A 22,645-nucleotide genomic window follows, 5' to 3' on the forward strand; every position below is an offset into this window, starting at 1 on the left:
CCGATAACTCCTCACCCGGCGGCCGTCCAGGGCCGCCGATGCCGGGTACGCTCCGCGATTAAGGTCTTAACCACAAGCCGTCACAGGGCTGTTGGGAAGCAACAGGCACTGTTGGGGTATTCATGAGAAGTTCGCGTGTCTGGCAACGCCCCACGCTCGACGCCGTGGCCGCGCGGGCCGGCGTCTCCACGGCCACGGTGTCGAACGCGCTCAACGGCACCGGGCGGCTGTCCGAGACGACCAGGCAGCGCGTGCTCACCTCGGCACGCGAACTCGGCTACACGCCGGCCAGCACGGCCCGTGCGGTGGCCCGCGGCGGCACCGGAGTACTCGGGCTGACCATGACGACGTACGGCGATCTTCCCGTCGCCTACACCGAGATCCCGTACTACGCGCAGTTGGCGCTCAGCGGCATCGCCGCAGCCCATGAGCGCGGTTACCTGCTCATGGTGATGCCGAGTTCGCTGTCACCGTGGACGTGGCTCAACACGCCGATGGACGGCGTCATCCACGTCGATCCGCGCGCCGACGACCCGGTGCGTTCCCTGCTGCGGCAACGCGGCATCCCCATGGTCTGCGACGGCCGACCGCCCCAGCCGCACTGGTGCGACGCGTGGGTCGACACCGACTACGACGCGGGCCTGCGCCTCCTGCTGGGCCATCTCACCGAAGCCGGCGCCCGGCGGATCGGGCTCTCTCTGCCGCTGCACGACATCGAGTACCCGCACCAGATCGAACGCGCCTACGCGACCTGGTGCGCCGAACGCGACCTGCCCGTCCTCGTCGAGGAGTACGCCTCGCTGCCCGACTACTTCACGGCTGAACGGGACGCGGTCGGCCGACTGCTCAGCCGCGATCCACGACCGGACGCGGTCATCGGCGTCTACTCCGACTCCGGTCACAACATCCTCGCCACCGCCCGGCAGCACGGGCTTCGGGTGCCGACGGATCTTCTGGTGGCGTGTATCAGTGAGGACTCGGACTACGCGACGACGGCGCCGCCCGTCACCACGCTCAGCCTCCGCCCGGACCAGGTGGGCAACGAAGCGGTGGATCTGCTGATCGCTCTCATCAACGCCCGCGGCGGCATGGAGCGCCACCGGCTCGTGCAGCCGGTCCTGCACCCTCGCCGCTCCACACGACGGCCGGTACAGCGAGGGAACGGCACACCCTGACCGCCGGGGACGTGGTTGCTGGTCCGGCCGGGCTACTGTCCGTCGGCGGCGATGTCCCAGTGCTCGATGATCTTTCCGTCGACCACGCGGAAGATGTCCGCGACGACGTAGTCGGAGCTGAAGACCCACACCAGGTCCCCGTCGGCGAGGGTGTTGCCGAACCGGGTCCCTCCACCCTCGGTGGATGAGGCGCTTCCGTCAGGGGTGCTGCTCGGCGAGGGGGCGCCCTGAGCGCCCGGCTGCAGGAACTGCTTCAGCGGAGCTGTCCCGTTCGCGACCATCGGGTTGTGCTGGTAGTACCGGGGATCCCAGCTCTTGTCGATCACCGTGGCGTCACCGTCGGAGAGCTTGCGATACGCGTCGACCGCGAACGTCCGGTTCTTCTCCTCCTGTTCCTCGGACGGGGTCGGCGCCCCCTTCGGGTACCGGTAGACGTCGCTGAACAGCGAGTTCCCGCTGGCCGTCTTCGCCGGCACGGTCTGCGTGATGCCCCAGTGCTCGACGACCCTGCCGTTGCTGACCCGGTACAGGTCGGCCTTCGCCTGGCCGGTCGCCTCGTTCGCCGGGGTGGCCGACGCCTGCCAGTGCACGGCCACCAGGTCCCGGTCGGCGGCCACGCGCCTGACGGTCGCCACCGCACCCGGAATCTCCGCCTTGACGTGCTCGAACTCCTCGATCTGCCCGTCGACTCCGCCGGGCACCGACTTGTCGTGCTGCACGAAGTCGGTGCCGACGAGCTCCTTCACCACATCGGGCTTGTCCTTGTTGAACGCCTCCGAGTACAGGCGCAGAACGAGCGCCTTGTTCCGCTCCTCGGAGGCTGACGACGAGCCGGCCGCGGAGGACGTGGTCGACGGGTCAGCCGGGGCACTGCCGGACGCGCTGCCACAGGCGGTCGCGAAGCAGGCCACGGCGGCAATCCAGGGCAGAGTCTTCCGGTATCTCACTGGGTTCTCCTGTGTACGGTCAGATGCTCGATGCTGGTACTACGGGTGTTGACCTCGCGCTTCACCTTCTGCGCCTGCTCCCCGTAGTCCCGGCGGGCATCTCCATCACATCGCGGCTGCTCGCGGCATTCACTCCGCCGACCGGCGGGACCACCCCCGCCGACAGGCGGCGCCGACCATCCGAAAGTGGGAGGCGCGGCGTCCCCGTACGGCCCGCCGGGTCCTCGAACGGTGCGGTGAGCAGGCTCGCGTGGCAGGGATGTACGAGTTCCGCGTCGGCCCCGGTCTTCGCCGCAGTCATCCGCACGTGCGGAGCCGGGTGACGGCCTCGGCGAGCATGCGGCGGCAGAACGCGAGGTGTTCGGGGCCGAAGCCGCGGGGACCGCACTCGACGACCAGCAGCAGGCCCAGGTAGAGCTGGTAGAGGGCCAGCCGGTGCTGGAAGGCCGGGCCGAAGTCGAGGTTGCCGCCCGCCTCGGTGTAGCCGGCGACGAGGTCGCTGTCCGGGCCGACGTCGCCGCCGAAGGCGAGCGAGATCAGTTCGGCGGCCGGATCGCCCCAGAACGCCCGCTCGTGGTCGATGAGTCCGGTGATCCGCGCGTGCGTCCCGTCGTCGGTGGGGTCGATGAAGATGTTGCCCGGCCACAGATCGAAGTGGACCAGCCTGGGTTCCGTGACCTCGTCGAGGGCGTGGCCTCCCTCGCTGACGAGCCTTCGGATGTCGGCGGGCGGCACATCCAGCGGGGACCGCCAGCGCTCGGCGTCCTCCAGGAGCGCCTCGACCATCGCGGTGAACGCCGTCCGCCAGTCGGTGGTGCGGAGCCCGGACTGCGCGGCCGGGTAGCCGAATTGGCCGTCCTCGGGTGCCAGGGTGTGCAGGCGGGCGGTGATCGCGCCCAGTTCGCGGCGCGTCGCCGCCTCAGCCGGGCGGGTCAGGCGGTCGGCGACCTTGTCCCACCCGGCGCCCTCGATGACCGAGAGGACGAGGAACTCCTCCCCCGCGTAGAGCAGTTCCGGAGTCGGCACCGCGCCGTCGGGAAGCTCGGCCATGCGTCGATAGACCATGGCCTCCGTCCCGAGGATGCCGCGCTCGTAGCGCAGGACAGCGGCCCCGGACGGCGGGGCGAGTTTGACGACTGCGGGCCGGCCGTCGTCGAGCAGGACGCGGTAGACGGCGCTGAACCAGCCGTCGGACAGTTCGCTCTCCACCCGGCATCCGACTCCGGTGCCGGCGCGCAGCAGGGCGTCCAGCTGGTCGGGGGGCAGGTGTCGCTTGGTCTGGCTGTGCATGGCGGCATGCTTTCGGGTCGTGGGCGTTCTGCGGGCGTGTGCGTGAGGTCGGCGGCGGTGAACCGCCCTGAGGGCACTGGCCCGATGGTGGTGGCCGCCAGTTGGCCACAGCCGGGCGATGGGTAGGTGACCGAGGGGTAGGTGACCGAGGGGTAGATGTCCGAGGGGTAGATGTCCGAGGGAGGGGTGAAGCGCATCGACGCTGCCATCACCCGTGGTAGGCGTCAATATTCTGGGGAAAAGAAAGTTTCTCTGTGTTCGCCCCCTTGTTTCCATGGAAATCTATCGTTAATTTCCTTATCCAGGTGAAGCGCTTCGACGCCCGACCGTGACCAGTTGGGATCCGATGACATCAGCCAAGCACGCACTGGTCGTCCGTGGCGGCTGGGACGGACACGTCCCCGTGGCCGCCACCGACCGCTACGTCTCCGCACTCGAGGCGGACGGCTACGTGGTGACCGTCTCCGACACCCTCGACAGCTACCTCGACGAGGAACTGCTCGCCGCCACCGATCTGGTGGTGCAGTGCTGGACCATGGGAGAGATCACCGGCCCGCAGACGGAGGGCCTGTGCCGGGCCGTCCTCGCGGGCACCGGTCTGGCCGGCTGGCACGGCGGCATCATCGACGCGTTCCGCGCCGAGACCCGCTACCAGCTGCTGACTGGCGGTCAATTCGTCTACCACCCAAGGGAGTTCACCACTTACCAGGTGCACCCCGTACCGGCGAAGGCCGACCATCCGGTGATGTCCGGCATCGGACCCTTCACCGTGACCACCGAGCAGTACTACCTTCACGTGGACCCGGCGATCGAGGTGCTCGCCGTCACCGAGTACGGCCCCGACCCCGACCATCCCGAGCTCCTCGGCACGTCGGTGCCGGTCACCTGGACCCGACTCTGGGGCGTCGGCCGGGTGTTCGTCACCACGGTCGGACACAGCCTCGCCGACCTGGAGGTTCCCGAGGTCGACGCGATGATCAGGAGGGGCATGGCATGGGCGACGCGCTGAAGGACCGGTCACCGCTGCGCATCGGGGTGGTCGGCGCCGGACAGATCAGCGGGGCGTATCTGCGTACCCTGCCCGCTCTGCCGCATCTGTCCGTCACCGCGGTCGCCGACCTGGACGAGACCCGCGCCGCCGCCGTCGCCGCCACGGTCCCCGGCGCCCGTGTCACCACCCCGGAGAAGCTGTACGCGGCCGAGGACGTCGATCTCGTCCTCAACCTGACCGTCCCCGCGGCGCACGCCGAGGTGGCCCATGCCGCGATCACCGCGGGCAAACACGTGTACGGAGAGAAGCCGCTGGCCGCCACCACCGAGGAGGCGCGGGCCGTCCTCGAGGCGGCCGACGCCGCGGGTGTGCGCGTGGGCTGCGCGCCGGATACGGTCCTCGGCACCGGCGTGCAGTCGGCCCGCGCGGTCCTGGACGCCGACGAGATAGGTACGCCCGTCGCCGCCACCGCCTTCATGGTCGTACCCGGCCACGAGTCGTGGCACCCGGCCCCGGAGTTCTACTACCGGCCGGGCGGCGGCCCACTGTTCGACATGGGCCCGTACTACCTCACCACCCTGGTCACGCTGCTCGGTCCGGTGCGCGCGGTGGTCGGCATGGCGTCCACCGCGCGCCGCGTACGCACCATCGTCAGCGGCCCGCGAGCCGGCACCGAGTTCCCGGTGGAGGTGGCCACTCACGTCACCGGCGTCCTGGAACACGAGAGCGGGGCGCTGTCCACCCTGGTGATGTCGTTCGACGTCTGGGCGGGTGTCCTGCCGCGCATCGAGGTGTACGGCACCGGCGGCTCGTTGTCCGTCCCCGATCCCAACGGCTTCGACGGTCCAGTGCGGGTCTTCCGGGCCGGGGCCGGGCACTGGGAGGACGTTCCCGTACGGGGTGGCTACGCGGGGGCCGATCGCGGCTACGGGATCGCGGACCTCGCCCGCGCCCTCGCCACCGGCACCCCGCACCGGGCGAACGGCCAACTCGCCTACCACATACTGGAGATCATGGAGTCCCTGCTCACCGCGGCCGAGCACGGGCGGGCCGTCACCGTCGGCAGCGGCTGCGGGCGGCCCGCCGCCGTTCCCGTGGACGCGCGGCCCGAAACCGAGTGAGCCGACCAGGGGACGCGCCTCGCCATGATGCCGGGCGGCGGCCCGGGTGGGCCCGCCGCTGACGACCGTACGTCGGCTGCTGAGCCAACCCACCGCAGTCGCAACGGAGTTGGGCGGAGGCCGGCCTAGACGGGCGTCGACGCCGAAGGGACGAACGGTGCTCCGTGTCCCGGCACGATGAGCGCCGGGCCGAGGGCCAGGACCTTCTCCCTGGCCGCCCGCAGTTGCTCGCGGTCGGGGGCGAAGGGGTCGTCGGCCGGTCCGTCGGCGGTCCACCACAGGTGGGTCAGGACCACCAGGCCCTCGGTGGCCGTGACCAGGGTGCTGACGTCCTCCGCCGTGTGGCCGGGGGTCGTCATGAGCGTGATCGACGGGGAGAGCCGGTATCCGTCGGCGCTCCGGTCCTCCCAGATGTCGTCCTGGTAGATGGCCATGTGGTCGTGGAAGCGGGCTTCGGGGAACAGGGCGGCGTTCAGCGTGTGGTCCGGGTGGTGGTGACTGAAGATCACGTCGGTGACGTCCTCGGGACTCAGCCCGTGAGGCGTGAGGGGGTCCAGGATGAGCCGGCGGTCCGCGACCATGCCGGGGTCGACGATCGCGACCGTCTCGCCGTCGATGAGCAGGGTGACGGTGCCGGCCACCCGCTCGTCGGCGTAGCCGGTGGTCAGGACATGGAAGGCTGCGGTCATGCGGGGGGCTCCTCGGGTGAAGGGTGTCGGGGGCCGTGCGAACCGGTCACCGGGGCAGGAGCGCCCGGAAGCCGGTGAGCAGGGCACGGAGACCGGTGTCGAAGGCGAGTTCGGCCCGGCGGTGGTCGGTGGGGGTGTCGTCGAGTACGGAGCTGAGGTGGGGGGCGGTCTCACGGGTCACGTCGGAGACCATCACGGGCGGCGCGACGAGGTCGAGGGCCGAGCCGAGGATGAAGCTCTCCAGCGCGTTGATCAGGGGCATCACCTGGCCGGTGGTGAAGCCCGCGGTCAGCAGGAGCTCGGCGACCTTCTCGTAGAGCGCGTGCATGAAGGGCTCGGCCAGCGGGGCTGTCGCGAGCAGGGGAACCGCCCCGGGGTGGGTGGCGAAGGCGGCGCGATAGGAGCGGGCCCACGTCTCCAGAGTCTGTTCCCAGGGCTGTGACGTGTCCCCCTGGTGAGGGCCTGTCTCCAGTACCAGTTCCTCCCGCATGAGCGAGATGATCTCCTCGCGGCCGGACACGTGGTGGTAGAGCGCGGAGGGGGCGACGCCGAGTTCCCGCGCCAGGGCGGGAATGGTGAGGACGCCCAGTTCGTCGACGATCCTCAGGGCCGCCGCGCCGATGCGCCTGCGATCCAGCAGAGGGGTGCGCGGCCTTGGCACGTGGGCTCCTCGTCAGTCCGTCTCGTCGGGGGGCGGGGTCGGGGCCGCCCGCAGTGCGTCACACGAAGTTTACCGAATGACTTTCAGTAAAACTCTTCCCCGGCGTTCACGGTCGCCCCTACATTACCGAAACCGATTCAGTTTCAGTTCGATATCCGGGCAACGGAAGGGCACCGCCGTCATGCAGGCCGACATCGTGTTCACCGGAGGGACCGTCAGGACAGGGGCCGCCGAAGGCCCGGTGTGCGACGCCCTCGCCGTCACCGGCGGGAGGATCAGCGCGCTCGGGGCGGAGGCGCTCGCCGCCCGCGGCCCGAGCACCACCGTGGTCGACCTGCAAGGAGGCGCCCTGCTGCCCGCGTTCGGCGACGGGCACGTGCACCCCGTCATGGGTGGGCTGGGCCTGCTCGGAGCACCCGTCCGCGAGTGCGCCTCCGTGGCGGCGATCGTCGAGGCCGTACGGCAGTGGGCCGATGAACACCCCGACGCCGAGTGGATCACCGGCGACGGCTTCGACGCCTGGCTCGCCCCGGACGGCCGATTCGACGCGCACTGGCTGGACGCGGCCGTCCCCGACCGGCCCGTGGTGCTGCGCACCATGGACCACCACACCGCGTGGGTGAACAGCGAGGCGCTGCGCCGGGCCGGATTCTCCGCCGCCACGCCCGACCCGGAGGGCGGCGAGATCGTCCGCCGGGACGGCTCGGCCGAGCCGCTGGGCACCCTGCGCGAGTTCGGCGCCCTGCTGCCCGTCCTCGCCCTCGTCCCCCAGCCGTCCCACGAAGCGCAGGTGGACGCCCTGCGCCGCACCGCCGCCCGGTTCGCCGCCGCCGGGGTCACCTGGTTGCAGGACGCCTGGGTGGAGCCGCATCACGCTGACGTCTGGATCACCGCGGCGACCAGTGGCCCGGGGCTGCCGGTCCGTGCCGACCTCGGCTACTTCCTGGGGCCGGAGCAGTGGCGTGAGCTGCTCCCGCGGCTCGCTGCCGAGCGTAAGCGGGTGGAGAGCGCCGCCCCGGGGCTGCTCACCGCGCACACCGTGAAGTTCTTCGCCGACGGGGTCATCGAGTCGGGTACGGCCGCCCTCCTGGAGCCCTACACCGACTGCCCGCACTCCCACGGCATCGCCACCTGGTCACCGGCCGAACTCGCGAAGGCCGTCACCGCGGTCGACGCCCTCGGTTTCCAGCCGCACATCCACGCGCTCGGCGACGGCGGCGTCCGGGCCTCCCTCGACGCGATCGAGGCCGCGGCCCGCATCAACGGCCCCCGCGACCGCCGCCCGGTCATCGCCCACGCCCAGCTGATCGACCCCGCCGACCTGCCCCGCTTCGCCGAACTCGGGGTGATCGCCAATCTCCAACCGCTGTGGGCCCAGCCCGACCGGCTGATGACCGACCTCATCCTGCCGAGGATCGGCCCGGAGCGCGGCGCGCGCCAGTACCAGATCGCCGCCCTGCTCGCCTCCGGCACCCGTGTCGCGTTCGGCAGCGACTGGCCGGTCACCGACTACGAGCCGCTGCGGGGCATCGCCACCGCGGTGACCCGCCAGACGCCCGAGGGCATCCCCGAGGGCGGCTGGCTTCCCCAGGAGCGGATCGACGTCACGACCGCACTGGCCGCCTATTCCGCCGGATGCGCCTACCAGGCGTTCGAGGAGAAGGAATGGGGCGTCCTGCGCCCCGGAACACGCGCCGACCTGGTGCATCTCGCCGCCGACCCTGTCGGCACCGCGCCCCGCGACCTCGCGCACCTGCCCGTCCAGGGCACCTGGCTCGCCGGCCGGCGTACACACGGCTCCGGCACACCCGGCCCCCTCCCGGCCGGGGGGCTGTAGCCTCTCGGCGTCGTCACGGCCGGGCCCGCGTACGAGGAAACAGTCCCTCTCCCCCGTCGACCTCACGCAGCACGCGGAGACCTCCATGACCGAGTCCGACACCTCCATCGCTCCCCGGCAGTCCCCGCCGGTCACCGGGGCCGGGCCGACCGGCCGGCTGCAGCGCGCCACGCTCGGCGTCGCCGACATCGTCTTCTTCGTCGTGGCGGCAGCAGCGCCTCTCACCGTCATGGCCGGCGTCGCCCCGCTCGCGATCGTCTTCGGCGGCATCGGCGCCCCGGTCGCCTATCTGACGGTCGGTGTCGTCCTGTGCCTGTTCGCGGTCGGTTTCACCGCCATGACGCCGTACATCCGCAACGCGGGCGCCTTCTACTCGTACGTCTCCCGGGGCCTGGGCCGCCCTGCCGGGCTGGGAGCCGCGCTGCTGGCGGTGTTCTCCTACAACGCCCTGCAGATCGGCACCTACGGAGCCTTCGGCTTCTTCGCCGCCGGCACCGCGAACGACCTCCTGGGCGTCGACCTGCCCTGGCCGGTCTACGCCTTCGCCGCGATCGGCGTGGTGTGGTTCCTCGGTTTCCGGTCCATCCACGTGGGCGCCAAGATCCTCGCCGCGCTGCTGATCGCGGAGACCGCCGTCCTGGTGCTGCTGGCCGGCGCGATCCTCGTCAAGGGCGGCGCGAACGGGCTGAGCCTTGCCTCCTTCGCCCCCTCCCATGTCTTCACCCTGCAGATGGGCGCACCGCTCGGCCTCGCCGTCGCCGCCTTCATCGGCTTCGAAGCCACCGTCCTCTACCGCGAGGAGGCCCGCGATCCCGACCGCACGGTGCCCCGCGCCACCTATCTGGCCGTCGGTTTCCTCGGCCTCTTCTACACATTCGTCGTCTGGGTCATCGTCCAGGCTTTCGGTGACGACGGCGTCGTCCCGGCCGCCGCCCGGAATCCCGCCGAGCTGTTCTTCACCGCCATGACCAGCTACGTGGGCGGCTGGGCCACCGATCTCCAGCGCGTGCTGATCGTCAGCAGTCTCCTGGCCTCCCTGCTCGCCTTCCACAACGCCATCACCCGCTACGGCTACGCGCTGTCCGCCGAGGGCGCCGCCCCCGCCCTGCTGGGCCGCATCCACCCCCGGCACGGCTCGCCCTGGATCTCCGGGATCGCCCAGACCGTACTGGCGGCCGTCGTCACCGCCGTCTTCGCCGCGATCGGCGCGCACCCCTACAACGAGTTCCTGCTGTGGGTGAACACCCCCGGCGTGATCGGCATCGTCACGCTGCAGACACTCGCGGCCTGCTCCGTGGCGGTCTTCTTCCGCCGCAACCCCGGTGCGCATACGGCGGGACGCCTGCGCACGACCGTCGCACCAGTGACCGCCGCGCTCCTCCTGGCCGGGATCACCGTCCTGATCTGCTCCCGCCTCGATCTGTTCACCGGTGCCGGACCCGCCGTCAACTGGACGTTGATCGCGCTCACTCCGGTCGTCTTCGCGACCGGCGCGGCACTTGCCGTACGGATCCGCCGCAGTCGGCCCGACGTGTACGCCAGGCTCGCCACCACGGACGTCGACTCCGTCTGACGGGCGCCGCGTTGCGGTCGCTGCGGGCTGCGGGCTGCGGGCTGCGGGCTGCGGGCTGCGGGCTGCGGGCTGCGGGCTGCGGGCTGCGGCAGTCGATCACGGTCGCTTCGGCGAGGCCGGCCGGGCTGTCCGGGACCGGGGAAGACGGTGCCCGGTTCTCTACAGGCTCAGGTGGTGGACCGTGAGTGCACGCTGACCGCGTAGCCGCCGCCTGGTCGGTAGGGATCGCCGCCCCAGGTGGCGTACCGGTTCCGCAGGGTCAGTCCGGCCTCGGTGCACCAGTGATCGAAGTCCGGCAGGGTTACTGTCGCGTCCGGCAGGGGCAGATGCGCCGCGTCCAGTCCCATGCCGGTGACCAGCAGGCCACCGGGACGCAGCGCGGCAGCCAGTTGTCGCACGACGGTCGCTTCGGTGCCGGGGGCAAGCAGGGGAATGACGTTTCCGGCGGCGAGCGCCAGGTCGAAGCCCGGTTGCAGACCGAGGGTGTCCAGGTGGGTCAGGTCGCAGAGGAGCCATTCCCCCGTAGGGGCCTCGCGGCGGGCGACGGCGAGCATGGACGGGTCGACGTCGACGCCGGTGCAGGAGTGGCCCATCTCGGCGAGCCGGATCGCGATGCGGCCGGTGCCGCAGCCGGCGTCGAGTACCCGCGCGGGGGCCTCCAGCAGTGCGGCACAGAAGTTGGACTCGCCGTGGATGTCGTGGCCCGACGCGGCGAGCCGCGCGAAACGCTCGGCGTACCCCTCCCCTGCCTGTCCGCCTGTCAGTTCCGCCCAGCGATCGGGTTGCCTGGTCATGTTCCGCGTGTCCTTCGGTCAACGTCGCCGACAGCGGCGAGGGCGGCGCCGTCGCGCTTTCCCTGATCGTAGACGGTGGCCTAGCGGCTGCTACGAAGCCGGCGAGTACGGGGACGGTCTGGCGCCGCGGCCGTCCATGGATCGATGACGAACCCCTAGACATCCGATCTATTCTCCCGCGACGATGATCACGTCCGCGACCGGTCCCCGAGGCGGCTGTCGCTTGCCCTGGGGAAGAGCCGATGAATTGCCGGGAGATCTCACTGTGACCGATGAATCCCAACCGCAGCGACGAAGCATCCTCAAGTTCGGCGGTGCCTTAGCCTTCGCACCTATGGCCACTCAGCTGACAGGCATCGGTACTGCCGGACAGGCCGTTGCCGCCGGGACGGACCCGTCGGCGACCGTCCGGTGGCCGACCCTGTCCCGCAAGGCGCTGCGGTACTCGGTTCCCGCTGTGGACTGGGAGTCGCAGGCCCTGCCGATAGGCAACGGCCGGCTCGGCGCCATGCTCTTCGCCGATCCCTACGTCGAGCGCGTCCAGTTCAACGAACAGAGCCTGTGGGGCGGCGTCAACAACTACGACAACGCGCTCGCGGGCGAGCCGGACAGTGCTTACGACACCGGCATGAACGGCTTCGGCTCGTACCGGAACTTCGGCGACCTCGTCGTCACCTTCGCCTCCGTGTCCCACGCCGAGGTCACGGCTCCGGGGGGACCGTACAGGACCTCCTCGTCGGAGGGCGTCGACAAGACGTACGACGGTGAGTCACGTACCAAGTGGTGTGTCGAGGGGCCCGGTTCGAAGGTGTTGTGGCAGGTCGAGCTGCCCGGCCCCGTCGAGGTCGGGTCCTACCGTCTGACGAGCGCCGACGACGTCCCGCAGCGCGACCCGCAGGAGTGGACGTTCTCCGGTTCCGCCGACGGCGCCACCTGGACCACGCTCGACAGGCGCACGCTGGACGCCCCCTTCGAGAGCCGCTTCCAGACCAAGGAGTTCGCCTGCGCCGCGAGCGCCGCCTACCGCTTCTACCGGTTCGAGTTCGTTCCCAAGGCGGGCGTCACCCACTTCCAGGTGAGCGAGATCGGCCTGGCCGGCGTCGACCTCGGCGTGGCCGGTCCGATGTACCTGTCGTCGCCGAGCGGCCATTCAGCAGGATCCGAGGGCGCGGGCGGGACCGGGGCCGAGGGCATCTCCCGTTCGGTGGACGGCGATCCGGGCACGGTGTGGCGGGTCGTCGGCGCCGAACCCGCGGTCGTCTGGCAGGCCGACCTTTCCCGCGCGGTCGCCGTCACCTCGTACACCCTGACGGCGGCCCCGGACCGGCCGCGAGACGACCCACGGCAATGGGCGCTGGAGGCGTCGCAGGACGGAAGCGCCTGGGTGACTCTCGATACCCAGAGCCCTGGGGCGCCGTTCGCCGGCCGTGGTGAGAGCCGGACGTTCCGGATCGTCAACAGCACGGCGTTCCGCGTCTACCGGCTCACCCTCACCCCGGGCGCCTCTTCGACCGGCTTCCAGATCGCGGGGATCGCCTTGGAGGGCCAGGGCTTCGACACGCGCGCACTGCCCACGGTCGTCGACTACCGGCGCACCCTCGACTTCGTCGACGGTGTCCACGTCACCCGTTTCGGCGCGCCGGGACAGCGCGTTCTCCGGGAGGCCTTCGCCTCTCGCGCCGCGGACGTCATGGTCTTCCGCTACACGTCGGAGAGCGCCCGGAGCCTCTCCGGGGCGATCGCGTTGACGTCCGGACAGGAACAGGCCCCGACGACCGTCGACGCCGGCACCCGGCGGATCACCTTCAGCGGTGTCATGGGCAACGGTCTCAGGCACACGGCCGCCGTCCAAGTGATGCAGACCGACGGCGACTTCAGTGCCGACGGATCGACGCTGCGGTTCAGCGACTGCACGACCCTGACCCTGCTCCTGGACGCCCGCACCGACTACCGGCTCGACGCCGCCGCCGGGTGGCGGGGCCCCGATCCGCGACCGGTCGTCGCCAAGGCGCTCGACAAGGCGGCCCGGCGGCCCTACGGCAAGCTGCGCGCCGAGCACACCGCCGAGACGCGGGCCCTCATGAACCGCGTCTCGGTCGCCTGGGGCACCACCGACGCCGCCGTCGTCGCGCTGCCCACCAACGCCCGGCTGGCGCGTTATGCGGCCGGTGGGTCGGACCCGACCCTCGAACAGTCGATGTTCGACTACGGCCGCTATCTGCTGCTCAGTTCGTCCCGCCCCGGTGGCCTGCCCGCCAACCTCCAGGGCCTGTGGAACAACAGCAACCAGCCCGCGTGGGCCTCCGACTACCACACCAACATCAACATCCAGATGAACTACTGGGGCGCCGAGACGACGAACCTCACGGAGTGCCACGAGGCGCTCGTCTCCTTCATCGAGCAGGTGGCGGTGCCCAGCCGCGTGGCGACCCGCAACGCCTTCGGCAAGGACACCCGCGGCTGGACCGCCCGTACCAGTCAGAGCATCTTCGGCGGCAACGCGTGGGAGTGGAACACCGTCGCGAGCGCCTGGTACGCCCAACACCTCTACGAGCACTGGGCGTTCACTCAGGACCGGGACTACCTCCGCGCCGTGGCCCATCCGATGATCAAGGAGATCTGCGAGTTCTGGGAGGACCACCTCAAGGAGCGCGAGGACGGTCTCCTCGTCGCGCCGAACGGCTGGTCGCCCGAGCACGGGCCGCGCGAGGACGGCGTCATGTACGACCAGCAGATCATCTGGGACCTGTTCCAGAACTACCTCGACTGCGAAGCGGCACTCGAAGCGGACCCCGCCTACCGAGCCAAGGTCGCGGACATGCAGGCCCGCCTGGCGCCGAACAGGATCGGCAAGTGGGGCCAGTTGCAGGAGTGGCAGGAGGACATCGACAGCCCCACCGACATCCACCGCCACACCTCGCACCTCTTCGCGGTCTACCCGGGCCGTCAGATCACCCCGCGAGCACGCGACTTCGCGGCCGCCGCCCTCGTCTCGCTCAAGGCCCGATGCGGCGAGAAGGAGGGCGTCCCGTTCACGGCCGCGACGGTGTCGGGCGACAGCCGCCGCTCATGGACGTGGCCCTGGCGGGCGGCGCTCTTCGCCCGCCTCGGGGACGGGCAGCGCGCTCAGATCATGTTGCGCGGGCTGTTGACGTTCAACACGCTGCCCAACCTGTTCTGCAACCATCCCCCCTTCCAGATGGACGGCAACTTCGGCATCCCCGGGGCCGTGGCGGAGATGCTCCTGCAGAGCCATGACGGTGCCGTCCACCTCCTGCCCGCCCTCCCGGACGACTGGAAGACCGAGGGCTCCTTCACCGGCCTCCGCGCCCGAGGCGGCTACGAGGTCAGCTGCGCATGGCGAAACGGCAGGGTCACGTCCTACAAGATCGTGGCCGACCGGGCACGGACCCGGAGGAAGGTCGCCGTGCGAGTGAACGGGGTGGACAAGATGGTGAAGCCGGTCAAGCCCTGACGGCAGCACGGCCGGCACACCGCCATCGGCCGTGCCGTCACCGATGAGATCGGTCCGTCTGCGCGTACCGGCGGTGACGGTCCGTCGGGCGGGACGGCCAGTGATCCGGAAAGTACGGGCGGCCTGCCACCCGGGGTGGCCTCGGGTGATGGCGGCGCCCGCTCATCGAGGAGGGCGGGCGGCCGGCCTCCTCGATGAGCGGCCGTCCGGCCGACAGCGCCTACCGGCGGCTGTCGGCCGGACGGCCCGGCCTCACTTCAGGTGCCGGCCGAGGAACCGGTGCCCGTCCTCCGCCTCGAACCATGGGGTGCCGGTGTGGCCGCCCAGGTTGGCGTGCAGCGTCTTCTCCTTGCTGCCGAAGGCGTCGAACAGGTCCAGGGCCCGCTGCCGGGGGTTCCCCTCGTCGTCCCACTGCAGCAGGAACAGCAGCGGAACGGTGATCTGCCGGGCCTCCTCGCGCTGGGCATGCGGCACGTAGCCCCCGGCGAAGAGGCCTGCGGCCGCGATGCGCGGCTCGAGAGCCGCCAGCCGAATGCCCACGGCGGTCCACCCCGAGTACCCGACCGGGCCGCCGATCTCGGGCAGTTCGAGGAGTGCGTCCAGAGTGGTCTGCCAGTCCGGGACCGCTTTTTCGACCAGCGGGCCGACGAAGGACTCGAAGATGTCGTCGACCGGCTCACCGGCCTGCATCGCCCGCCGGAGGTCGGCGCGGGCCTGCTCGTCGTCGGCGGAACGGGGACGGTCACCGCACCCGGCGGCGTCGATGGTCGCCACCGCGTAGCCGCGCGCCGCAGTGTGCCGGGCCCGGGCCACCAGCCGGGCCGCCCCCTTGGGCAGGCCGTTGTTGTGGGCCATCAGGACCAGCGGGAGGGGTGCGGCGGATTCAGGCGTCCACAGGGTTCCGGGAATCTCGCCGAGAGTGAATTCGCGCTCGAGGACACCGTCGTCGAGGCGCTGTTCGGAGGTGAAGTGCATGGTCGTGCCTTTCGGGAGTGCGCGTGAACGGCGCTCCCGGACGACCTATCGTCCGGCCGTGACCCCGGAGGGGAGCACCCATGTCGATACTGCGTTCACGGGTACCACCTCCTCGTTCTCTCGCACGGCCTCCAGAAAGGTAGCAGTAGCCGCCATGGCCCGCCAACGGGTTTTCGGGTCCTCACCAGGACTCCGCGGCCGGGTGCGGCACCCAGACAGCGGCGTGGCAAGGGCCGTTGGCAGTGGCCGGGCCGGTCGAAGGAAGGGCCGCGCTGCCTGCGACAACGTCGCGGGAGTTGATCAGCACGGTCGTTCCCGGCTGTCTGGTCGACCTCGATGACACCACGCCCGGGGCCGATCATGGCCCTCGGGTACATCCCGAGGCCGAACGAGGTGGCGAGCAGGCCATCACCGCCAACCACGGTGCGCAGGCTGTACGCGAACGCGTGGCTGGCCGCGTCGCCGGACAGCTTCGACGTCCTCACCACGGTGACACGACTGGGCGCGCCGGGCGCGGCGGGCGGTTCCGTTGCTGACGGAGCCGCCGGGCGGCGACCTCCGGGCGCCGCGTCCGGTGGCGGAACTGCTGGACTCCGTCGCGGGCCGGCCAGGGGCAGCTCGCGCCCGCCACCAGCGCCGCGCCTCACCGGCGGGTGCCCACCCGGAGTGACCGGCCCGAGGCCGCACCATGCCCCGAAGCCCGCCCGCCCTTCCCTCTTGCGTACTGCGCAATCCAGCCCCCATCATCAGGATTCCTGTTTGTTTATCATTGCAATGATGGGTGGCAGAGCCGTGCTGATCAATCCCGGAGTCCAGGCCAGAGGCGTGCAGCTGCTGCTCGGCCGTGTGATGACCCGCGTACCCAAGGACCTGCGCTTCACCGACATCCCGAAGCGCACCGAGACCCTTCAGGTGGAGACCGGCGCCGGAACCGTGACCTGCACCGTCTATCGCCCGCCGGCCACTGTCACGGCGACTCCCCCGGTGTACGTCAACTTCCACGGCGGCGGGTTCATTATCGCCCGCCCCGAGCAGGACGACCACATCTGCCGGTACGTGGCCGACACGGCCGGCTGTGTGGTCGTCAACGTGGACTACGCCGTGGCCCCCCAGCGCCCCTTCCCCGTTCCGGTCACCCAGGCCTACGACGTCACCGCGTGGATAGTCGAGAACGGCACCGCCCAGGGCTGGGACGGCTCCCGACTCGCAGTGGGCGGACACAGCGCCGGGGCCAACCTGACCGCCGCGGTGTGCCGGACGGCGCGCGACCGGGGCACGTTCACACCTCGGCTCCAGATCCTCGACTCGGCATGGCTCGACCAGCTCGCCGACCCGGCCACCAAGCAGGCCCTGATCGCCAAGCCGCGGCTGGCGCCTTCGCTCTTGCGGATCTTCGCGGGCGCCTATGTGCCGGACCCCGCCCAGCTCACCGACCCTCTCGTCTCGCCCGGCCTCGCCGAGGACCTCGCGGGACTGCCGCCCGCCCTGGTCATCACGGCGGAGCACGACCGCCTGCGCGACGAAGGTGCCGCCTACGCCAAGGCCCTGGAGGCCGCAGGCGTGCCGGTCACCTACCGCGACTTCGAGGGTGTGGACCACTACTTCACCCACACCGGCCCCGTGCCGGCCGCGAAGGAAGCCATCGATCTGATGGCCACCGCCCTCCGCACCGCACTCGCCGCCTGACGGTGTGACGGACGGCCAGGGAGGCGACGGCCGGTCAGCGGTCGGCGGGCGAAGCCATGGTGTGTGGACGCAGGACCATCAGCGGGCCTTCCAAGGCCGCCACCATGGCAAAGGGGAACCGATCGAGCTCCAGGCAGAGGGCGACGTCATCGGGATGCGCCCCCTGGCGCATCCCTTCCGCCAGTTCGACGGCGGCGCGTGACTCGGCGGCGCGGCGGAGGAACTCGGTAGCGTCCGTGCCAGGCTCAGCGGCCGTCCGGCGAGCGATGTACTGAGCGCATGCCAGATCTTCGTCGGCCTGCCCGTCTTCGCCCGTGACCACGAACGTCACTCTGTCGCTCCCCCGTGCCCGCAGGAGTTGTGCCGTCGCCTCCGCGACCACGAAGCCCGCGCACAGCACCAACGACGCCTCCTTGACCGCGAGGGCCCCGACCGTCCCCGCCGTTGTCTTCTGCACAACGGTTCGCCCGCGCAGGTCCACAGACCGCAGCAGGCCGGGCGAGTTGACCATGTCGAAGCCGGGCGCGGGGGGACCGTCTTTCAGAACCGCCCAATCAGGGTGGAGGGCCTTGAGCGCGAGGGCTTCGTCCAGCGACTCGGCCAGCACGATTCTTTCCGCTCCCTTGGCGAAGACCCAGGCAGCCACGGTGAAGGCGCGCATGACGTCGACCACGACCGCCACGGACGGGGTTTCGGTCAAATCGGCGATTCCGAGAAAACGAGCATCCATCCCAGCATGATCGCGCACGCCCGGCACGATGCCCCCAGAGCGCGGTGCGCGGTCACGCCGAGGCCTGTCGGCCAGGCGGCCTGTCGTGTGGGCGGCAGTCCAACCAGTCATGCCTTTAGGCGCATTGATGAACGAACCAGGGTGTTCGATCACCAATAGCCCTCTTATTGAAGGGACTTGGCCGGGACCGAGCAATACCCTTCCCTTTCTTCTGAATCTCTAGTGCAATAGCGGCACTTGGATCACACGTGTGTCGTGCGTTCGCGGATGTCCCTGACCAGGACGGCCCCCGTTGGCCCGCAGCCGACCCGTGTCACGGCCTCCGATTCCCGCGCGTTCAGCGCTCCGGGGCTCTCTCGACCCCCCACCCGAGGAGATACACATGTCCGATTCGCCCATGAAGCGTCGCGCGTTCATCCTTTCCAGCGCCACGGTCGCCATGGCAGCGGGCGCCGGAGTCCCGGTGGCCGCCGCAGCGCCGTCCCGTACGGCTCACGGCGCGCCGACACCGGTCCGGATCGTCGACGACAAGGCGACCCCCGCCACCCGCGCGCTGTTCGCGTACCTGAAGCGGCAGCAGGGCAAAGGCATCCTGTTCGGTCACCAGCACGACCTGACCTACGGGTTCACCTTCACGACACCCGACGGCAAGGCGTCCGACACCAGAGCGGCGGTGGGTGACTACCCGGCGGTGTTCGGCTGGGACACCCTCATCCTCGAGGGCGCCGAACGCCCCGGCGTCGAGGGCGGCACCCAGGCCGCGAACATCGCCGCGCTCAGCCGGTGCATCCGGCAGGGGGACGCGCGCGGCGGGATCAACACCCTCACCGCCCACATGCCCAACTTCGTCACCGGAAAGGACTTCTACGACACCACGGGCGGCGTGGTCGGTCAGATCCTTCCCGGAGGCGGGCGGCACGCGGACTTCAACGCCTTCCTCGACCGCGTCGCGAAGGCGGTCAAGGGCGCGCGGCGGCCGGACGGCACCGCGATTCCCGTCATCTTCCGCCCCTTCCACGAGAACAACGGAGGATGGTTCTGGTGGGGCGCCGGCCACACCACCTCGGCCCAGTACATCGAGCTGTACCGCTACACCGTCGAGTACCTGCGCGACACCCGGGGGGTCCACAACCTGCTCTACTCCTACTCCCCCAACGCGACGTTCGCAGGCGACCCGACCGGCTATCTGCGGACCTACCCGGGTGACCGTTTCGTCGACGTCCTCGGCTACGACTCCTACGACGAGGGTGCGGGACCGACCCCGTGGCTGGACGGTCTGGTGAAGGACCTGGCGATGGTGGTCCGGCTGGCGAACGCGCGCGGCAAGGTTCCGGCGTTCACCGAGTTCGGGGAGAGCGGGACCGAAGTGCGCGATCCGCAGTGGTTCACCAAGCTGGCGCGGGCCGTCGAGGCGGACCCGCTGGCCCGGCAGATGACGTACATGCTCACCTGGGCCAATTTCGGAGGCACCAAGCGCGCTTACGTGCCGTACCCGGGGCACGTTCTGCTGCCGGACTTCGTCAAGTACCACCAGGATCCCTACACCGTGTTCGCCGCCGATCTCCGGGGGGTGTACTCCGCTCGCACCACCGCTGTCGGAAACGCCCCGTTCATGCACCTCGTGACCCCCACCGACCGACAGCGCGTGACGGCCTCCAAGGCCACCGTCCGGGTGCGGGTCACGGGCGCGAGGGCGAGCCGGGTCACCTACTCCGTGAACGGAGGACGCGCGAGACGGCTGTGCCTCGGCGCGGACGGCTTCTACTCGGGCGACTGGTCGATCGACCCGGCCCTGTCGTCCGACCGCACGGCGACCCTCACCGTGAACGCGCGGGTGAACGGCCGGACGCTCACCGACTCGGCCGTCGTCCTGCTGGGTGAGGTCGCACCCCTGCCTGCCGGTTGGGTCGACGACTTCGAGGGGTACGCCGGGGACGACCTCGCCCTGAACGAGGCGTACACCCACGTCAACTCCCACACCACCGCCCTGTCGGCCGACCACAAGTCCTCGGGTTCCTACGGACTGGCCTACGCGTACGACTTCACCGGCGCCGAGTACACGAGCATCGGCAAGCCGGTCGTCGCGGACTGGTCCGCCTTCACCTCCCTCGCCCTGTGGCTGCGGGGCGACGGCTCCGCGAACGCCGGGGCCCTCCAGATCGTCGCCGGCGGTGTCTACTTCTGGTACCAGATACCGCTGGCCGACACGAACGGGCAGGAAGTCAAGGTCCCCTTCAGCGAGTTCACGCCCGCCCCCTGGGACACCGCGAACGCCGGAGTCGTACTCGACGCGGCCCATCTCGCCAAGGTGACGGAGTTCAATCTGTACCTCGGCCACGGAGAGGGCGCGGCGACCAGGGGCGTCGTCTACGTGGACAACATCAGGGCCGAATGACGCGTCTTCCGCGTGAGAGTGCCCCGGACTCCGTGCGGCTGGGAGGCGGTTCGCGTCCCCAGGCCGGCTACCCCGCCAGCTCGGCCAGCCACGGATGTCCGGGGTGCACACGCTCAAGCCACCCGCTGAGGGCCTCCCGCCGTGCCCGGCCCAGCAGCGGCAGCACGCCGTCGAAGTCCGCCTGGTCCTTCGGACGCGGCGCCTTGGCCTTGAACAGCAGCACCAACTCCGGCACCAGATAGGGGATTCCGTCCGCCGTCCGCTCGACCACCGCGTCGTACGGCAGCCGAAGTCCCTTGTCCCGTCGGCAGATCCACGTACCGCCCTCGTGCGGCTCCCGGAAGACGTCGAACAGGAACTGACCACTCACCGGATCCCGCGACCAGGTCTGGCGCGTGGCCGCCAGTGCCTCAGCTCCCGCGTCCGCCCAGAGGCGCCCCGCACCCACCGCGTCGAAAGCGTACTCGGGAAAGCGGGCCCGAATCAGCGGGAATGCCGCCGTGGGCACCGCGATCTCCACATCCCCGTGCGGTCGTGTCTGCCTTCCTCGGAACAGGTCCAGCGCCCACCCGGCCGCGACGCACCAGGGCGCACCGACCCCCTCCAGCCGTTGTGCCAGTTGTTCCGGCCGCCACGCGTCCGCCCACCGGGAGTCCACTTCGGCCGCGTCGAGCACGACGCCACCGGGCGGCAGGGATACGGTCACCGGCCCAACGTACTGCCCCCGCCCGAAGCGGGTGCGACCATCGGACGAGAGGCGCCGTCGGCTCAGGAGCTACCGAGGGGAACGCGGATGAGGATCGTCATCACCGGAGGCTTCGGCTTCCTGGGACAGCTGGTCGCCGACGCCCTGCTCGCGCGGCGGACCCTGTGCGGCGCTCCCGTCGAGCGGCTGGTCTGGTGACGGTCGCGCCCGACCCCGCGATCGAGGCCGTCGTCGGCTCGTGGCCCGCCGCCTTCGACAACGCGCGGGCCACGGCACTCGGTCTCCGTCCCGACGACAGCTTCGAGGCGGTCGTGCGGGCGTACATCGAGGACCACCCCGAAGCCGTCGCGGCGGGGGTCAGGGGACGTGACGGGGCATGACGGGTAGTCACCGGTCGTCATTCGCGGAGCACGAGCGATCACAGATATCCGTCATCCGACCTTTTTGAGGCTTCCTCGGCCAGTACAGGCACTACGGAGCTGCCGGCCGCAGACCCTACGTAGGGTCCGTGCATCGGCGGGAAGGGCGCGGCCCGAGCCCCGCAGCGACTAGGAGGAGATGCCGGTGAGCAATGTGGAGATTTGCCTCAAGGAGATCATGACGTCGGTCGAGGGCTCGTTAGGGACCGCTCTGGTCGACTACACCAGCGGTATGGCGCTGGGCACGCTGGGCGGCGGCAAGGACCTCGACCTGAACGTTGCGGCGGCGGGCAACACGGACGTGATCCGGGCGAAGACCCGCACCATGGAACACCTCGGGCTCAAGGGCGAGATCGAGGACGTACTGATCACACTCGGCAGCCAGTACCACATCCTCCGGCCGCTCAAGAGCCGGGGCGGCAACGGTCTGTTCCTCTACCTCGTCCTCGACCGGGGGAAATCGAACCTCGCGATGGCCCGCCACCAGCTCAAGAGCATCGAGAACCAACTCGACGTGTAGCAGGCCGCGTACGCATCGGCTCCGCACGTCCACGACTTGAAGATTTCTTCAACTGGGCACATCCGGATCAGCTCAATCCCATGGGCGTGCGGGGCGGGATGCACAAGGATCGATCCGCAGGACCGTCCGTGGTGACGCAGACAGGGTCACCCCGTCCGGATGCAGCCCGTCGAGTGCGGCAGGGAGCGAGCGATTCACCATGCAGGTCCCCCTCTACCAGGCCAAGGCCGAGTTCTTCCGCATGCTCGGACACCCGGTACGCATCCGGGTCCTGGAACTGCTGCAGAACGGCCCTGTCCCTGTGCGGGACCTGCTGAGCGAGATCGAGATCGAACCGTCCAACCTCTCCCAGCAACTCGCCGTACTGCGCCGCTCGGGGATCGTGGTGTCCATCCGGGAGGGCTCCACTGTCAGTTACGCCCTGGCCGGGGGCGACGTGGCCGAGCTGCTGCGTGCGGCTCGCCGGATCCTGACCGAACTGATCACCGGCCAGCGCGAGTTGCTCGCCGAACTCCAGCAGGCGGATCCACAGCCGGCTTTCAGCTCTGGCGAAGCGAGCGATGCCCCTGACTCCTCGGCTCCGCCGGTGCTGCGACGCGAACAGGCCGCGACCAACTGAGCACCGGGGCACCGCCGTTGGGAGCGCCCGCCGGGACGGAGT

The 22,645-nt window shown here is 70.3% G+C and carries 19 protein-coding genes; 11 read left to right on the top strand and 8 right to left on the bottom strand.

Features of this window, described 5'->3' with window-relative positions:
• Window positions 1-122: 122 nt before the first annotated feature.
• Window positions 123-1,175: a LacI family DNA-binding transcriptional regulator gene (locus tag ADL01_RS12310; RefSeq protein WP_053741987.1), complete on the top strand. Its 1,053-nt coding sequence runs from the start codon at window positions 123-125 to the stop codon at window positions 1,173-1,175.
• A 32-nt stretch (window positions 1,176-1,207) separates the two neighbouring features.
• On the opposite strand, the gene ADL01_RS12315 is transcribed toward ADL01_RS12310, so the two are convergent.
• On the bottom strand, window positions 1,208-2,122 hold the full coding sequence (locus tag ADL01_RS12315) for an ester cyclase (protein WP_053741988.1): 915 nt from the start codon (window positions 2,120-2,122) through the stop codon (window positions 1,208-1,210).
• A 297-nt stretch (window positions 2,123-2,419) separates the two neighbouring features.
• On the bottom strand, window positions 2,420-3,412 hold the full coding sequence (locus ADL01_RS12320; RefSeq protein WP_053741989.1) for a phosphotransferase family protein: 993 nt from the start codon (window positions 3,410-3,412) through the stop codon (window positions 2,420-2,422).
• A gap of 346 nt (window positions 3,413-3,758) precedes the next feature.
• On the opposite strand from ADL01_RS12320, the gene ADL01_RS12325 reads away from it, so the two are divergent.
• Window positions 3,759-4,421: a ThuA domain-containing protein gene (locus ADL01_RS12325; RefSeq protein WP_053741990.1), complete on the top strand. Its 663-nt coding sequence runs from the start codon at window positions 3,759-3,761 to the stop codon at window positions 4,419-4,421.
• Window positions 4,406-5,524 carry a Gfo/Idh/MocA family protein gene (locus ADL01_RS12330; RefSeq protein WP_053741991.1) on the top strand — a complete coding sequence of 373 codons (1,119 nt, stop codon included), beginning with the start codon at window positions 4,406-4,408 and terminating at the stop codon, window positions 5,522-5,524. The genes ADL01_RS12325 and ADL01_RS12330 overlap by 16 nt, the downstream gene beginning before the upstream one ends.
• Before the next feature lie 125 nt (window positions 5,525-5,649).
• Here ADL01_RS12330 and ADL01_RS12335 read toward each other — a convergent pair whose 3' ends face one another.
• Together ADL01_RS12335 and ADL01_RS12340 are read right to left on the bottom strand one after the other, a co-directional pair.
• Window positions 5,650-6,213 carry an MBL fold metallo-hydrolase gene (locus ADL01_RS12335; protein WP_053741992.1) on the bottom strand — a complete coding sequence of 188 codons (564 nt, stop codon included), beginning with the start codon at window positions 6,211-6,213 and terminating at the stop codon, window positions 5,650-5,652.
• A 46-nt stretch (window positions 6,214-6,259) separates the two neighbouring features.
• Window positions 6,260-6,874 carry a TetR/AcrR family transcriptional regulator C-terminal domain-containing protein gene (locus ADL01_RS12340; protein ID WP_053741993.1) on the bottom strand — a complete coding sequence of 205 codons (615 nt, stop codon included), beginning with the start codon at window positions 6,872-6,874 and terminating at the stop codon, window positions 6,260-6,262.
• A 181-nt stretch (window positions 6,875-7,055) separates the two neighbouring features.
• Between ADL01_RS12340 and ADL01_RS12345 the strand changes: the two genes are divergently transcribed.
• Window positions 7,056-8,711 (top strand): amidohydrolase, encoded by a 1,656-nt coding sequence (locus ADL01_RS12345; protein ID WP_053741994.1) that lies wholly within the window; start codon window positions 7,056-7,058, stop codon window positions 8,709-8,711.
• Window positions 8,712-8,796: 85 nt separating this feature from the next.
• On the top strand, window positions 8,797-10,284 hold the full coding sequence (locus ADL01_RS12350; RefSeq protein ID WP_078960476.1) for an APC family permease: 1,488 nt from the start codon (window positions 8,797-8,799) through the stop codon (window positions 10,282-10,284).
• A 167-nt stretch (window positions 10,285-10,451) separates the two neighbouring features.
• Here the strand turns inward: ADL01_RS12350 and ADL01_RS12355 are convergent, their stop codons facing one another.
• Window positions 10,452-11,078, bottom strand: coding sequence for a class I SAM-dependent methyltransferase (locus ADL01_RS12355; protein WP_053741995.1), 627 nt, complete (start codon window positions 11,076-11,078; stop codon window positions 10,452-10,454).
• Between the two features lie 334 nt (window positions 11,079-11,412).
• On the opposite strand from ADL01_RS12355, the gene ADL01_RS12360 reads away from it, so the two are divergent.
• Complete coding sequence (locus tag ADL01_RS12360) at window positions 11,413-14,553, top strand: glycosyl hydrolase family 95 catalytic domain-containing protein (protein WP_234354610.1); 3,141 nt, start codon at window positions 11,413-11,415, stop codon at window positions 14,551-14,553.
• Window positions 14,554-14,805: 252 nt separating this feature from the next.
• On the opposite strand, the gene ADL01_RS12365 is transcribed toward ADL01_RS12360, so the two are convergent.
• Window positions 14,806-15,528 carry a dienelactone hydrolase family protein gene (locus tag ADL01_RS12365; protein ID WP_053741997.1) on the bottom strand — a complete coding sequence of 241 codons (723 nt, stop codon included), beginning with the start codon at window positions 15,526-15,528 and terminating at the stop codon, window positions 14,806-14,808.
• Window positions 15,529-16,302: 774 nt separating this feature from the next.
• Here ADL01_RS12365 and ADL01_RS12370 point away from each other — a divergent pair.
• Complete coding sequence (locus ADL01_RS12370) at window positions 16,303-17,214, top strand: alpha/beta hydrolase (protein WP_053741998.1); 912 nt, start codon at window positions 16,303-16,305, stop codon at window positions 17,212-17,214.
• A gap of 34 nt (window positions 17,215-17,248) precedes the next feature.
• On the opposite strand, the gene ADL01_RS12375 is transcribed toward ADL01_RS12370, so the two are convergent.
• Window positions 17,249-17,944, bottom strand: coding sequence for a 2-phosphosulfolactate phosphatase (locus tag ADL01_RS12375; protein WP_053741999.1), 696 nt, complete (start codon window positions 17,942-17,944; stop codon window positions 17,249-17,251).
• Between the two features lie 382 nt (window positions 17,945-18,326).
• On the opposite strand from ADL01_RS12375, the gene ADL01_RS12380 reads away from it, so the two are divergent.
• Window positions 18,327-20,339, top strand: coding sequence for a glycosyl hydrolase (locus ADL01_RS12380; RefSeq protein WP_053742000.1), 2,013 nt, complete (start codon window positions 18,327-18,329; stop codon window positions 20,337-20,339).
• A 67-nt stretch (window positions 20,340-20,406) separates the two neighbouring features.
• On the opposite strand, the gene ADL01_RS12385 is transcribed toward ADL01_RS12380, so the two are convergent.
• Window positions 20,407-21,045 (bottom strand): nucleotidyltransferase domain-containing protein, encoded by a 639-nt coding sequence (locus ADL01_RS12385; protein ID WP_053742001.1) that lies wholly within the window; start codon window positions 21,043-21,045, stop codon window positions 20,407-20,409.
• 194 nt (window positions 21,046-21,239) lie between these two features.
• Between ADL01_RS12385 and ADL01_RS12390 the strand changes: the two genes are divergently transcribed.
• The 3 genes from ADL01_RS12390 (at window position 21,240) to ADL01_RS12400 (ending at window position 22,603) form a co-directional block, all read left to right on the top strand.
• The gene (locus ADL01_RS12390) at window positions 21,240-21,425 is read left to right on the top strand and encodes a hypothetical protein (protein WP_053742002.1); all 186 of its coding nucleotides are present in this window, start codon (window positions 21,240-21,242) and stop codon (window positions 21,423-21,425) included.
• Between the two features lie 178 nt (window positions 21,426-21,603).
• Window positions 21,604-21,984 (top strand): hypothetical protein, encoded by a 381-nt coding sequence (locus tag ADL01_RS12395; protein ID WP_373431279.1) that lies wholly within the window; start codon window positions 21,604-21,606, stop codon window positions 21,982-21,984.
• Between the two features lie 199 nt (window positions 21,985-22,183).
• Window positions 22,184-22,603 carry an ArsR/SmtB family transcription factor gene (locus ADL01_RS12400; protein ID WP_053742003.1) on the top strand — a complete coding sequence of 140 codons (420 nt, stop codon included), beginning with the start codon at window positions 22,184-22,186 and terminating at the stop codon, window positions 22,601-22,603.
• Window positions 22,604-22,645 lie beyond the last annotated feature (42 nt).

Source organism: Streptomyces sp. NRRL WC-3618 (assembly GCF_001280005.1).
Lineage (GTDB): Bacteria > Actinomycetota > Actinomycetes > Streptomycetales > Streptomycetaceae > Streptomyces.

Coding starts and splice junctions, on each gene's coding strand:
- ADL01_RS12335 (WP_053741992.1), bottom strand. CDS start 6,213: ATGACCGCAGCCTTCCATGTCCTGACCACCGGCTACGCCGACGAGCGG.
- ADL01_RS12400 (WP_053742003.1), top strand. CDS start 22,184: ATGCAGGTCCCCCTCTACCAGGCCAAGGCCGAGTTCTTCCGCATGCTC.
- ADL01_RS12370 (WP_053741998.1), top strand. CDS start 16,303: ATGATGGGTGGCAGAGCCGTGCTGATCAATCCCGGAGTCCAGGCCAGA.
- ADL01_RS12380 (WP_053742000.1), top strand. CDS start 18,327: ATGTCCGATTCGCCCATGAAGCGTCGCGCGTTCATCCTTTCCAGCGCC.
- ADL01_RS12365 (WP_053741997.1), bottom strand. CDS start 15,528: ATGCACTTCACCTCCGAACAGCGCCTCGACGACGGTGTCCTCGAGCGC.
- ADL01_RS12395 (WP_373431279.1), top strand. CDS start 21,604: ATGCCGGTGAGCAATGTGGAGATTTGCCTCAAGGAGATCATGACGTCG.
- ADL01_RS12325 (WP_053741990.1), top strand. CDS start 3,759: ATGACATCAGCCAAGCACGCACTGGTCGTCCGTGGCGGCTGGGACGGA.
- ADL01_RS12355 (WP_053741995.1), bottom strand. CDS start 11,078: ATGACCAGGCAACCCGATCGCTGGGCGGAACTGACAGGCGGACAGGCA.
- ADL01_RS12360 (WP_234354610.1), top strand. CDS start 11,413: ATGGCCACTCAGCTGACAGGCATCGGTACTGCCGGACAGGCCGTTGCC.
- ADL01_RS12345 (WP_053741994.1), top strand. CDS start 7,056: ATGCAGGCCGACATCGTGTTCACCGGAGGGACCGTCAGGACAGGGGCC.
- ADL01_RS12330 (WP_053741991.1), top strand. CDS start 4,406: ATGGGCGACGCGCTGAAGGACCGGTCACCGCTGCGCATCGGGGTGGTC.
- ADL01_RS12375 (WP_053741999.1), bottom strand. CDS start 17,944: ATGGATGCTCGTTTTCTCGGAATCGCCGATTTGACCGAAACCCCGTCC.
- ADL01_RS12320 (WP_053741989.1), bottom strand. CDS start 3,412: ATGCACAGCCAGACCAAGCGACACCTGCCCCCCGACCAGCTGGACGCC.
- ADL01_RS12310 (WP_053741987.1), top strand. CDS start 123: ATGAGAAGTTCGCGTGTCTGGCAACGCCCCACGCTCGACGCCGTGGCC.
- ADL01_RS12350 (WP_078960476.1), top strand. CDS start 8,797: ATGACCGAGTCCGACACCTCCATCGCTCCCCGGCAGTCCCCGCCGGTC.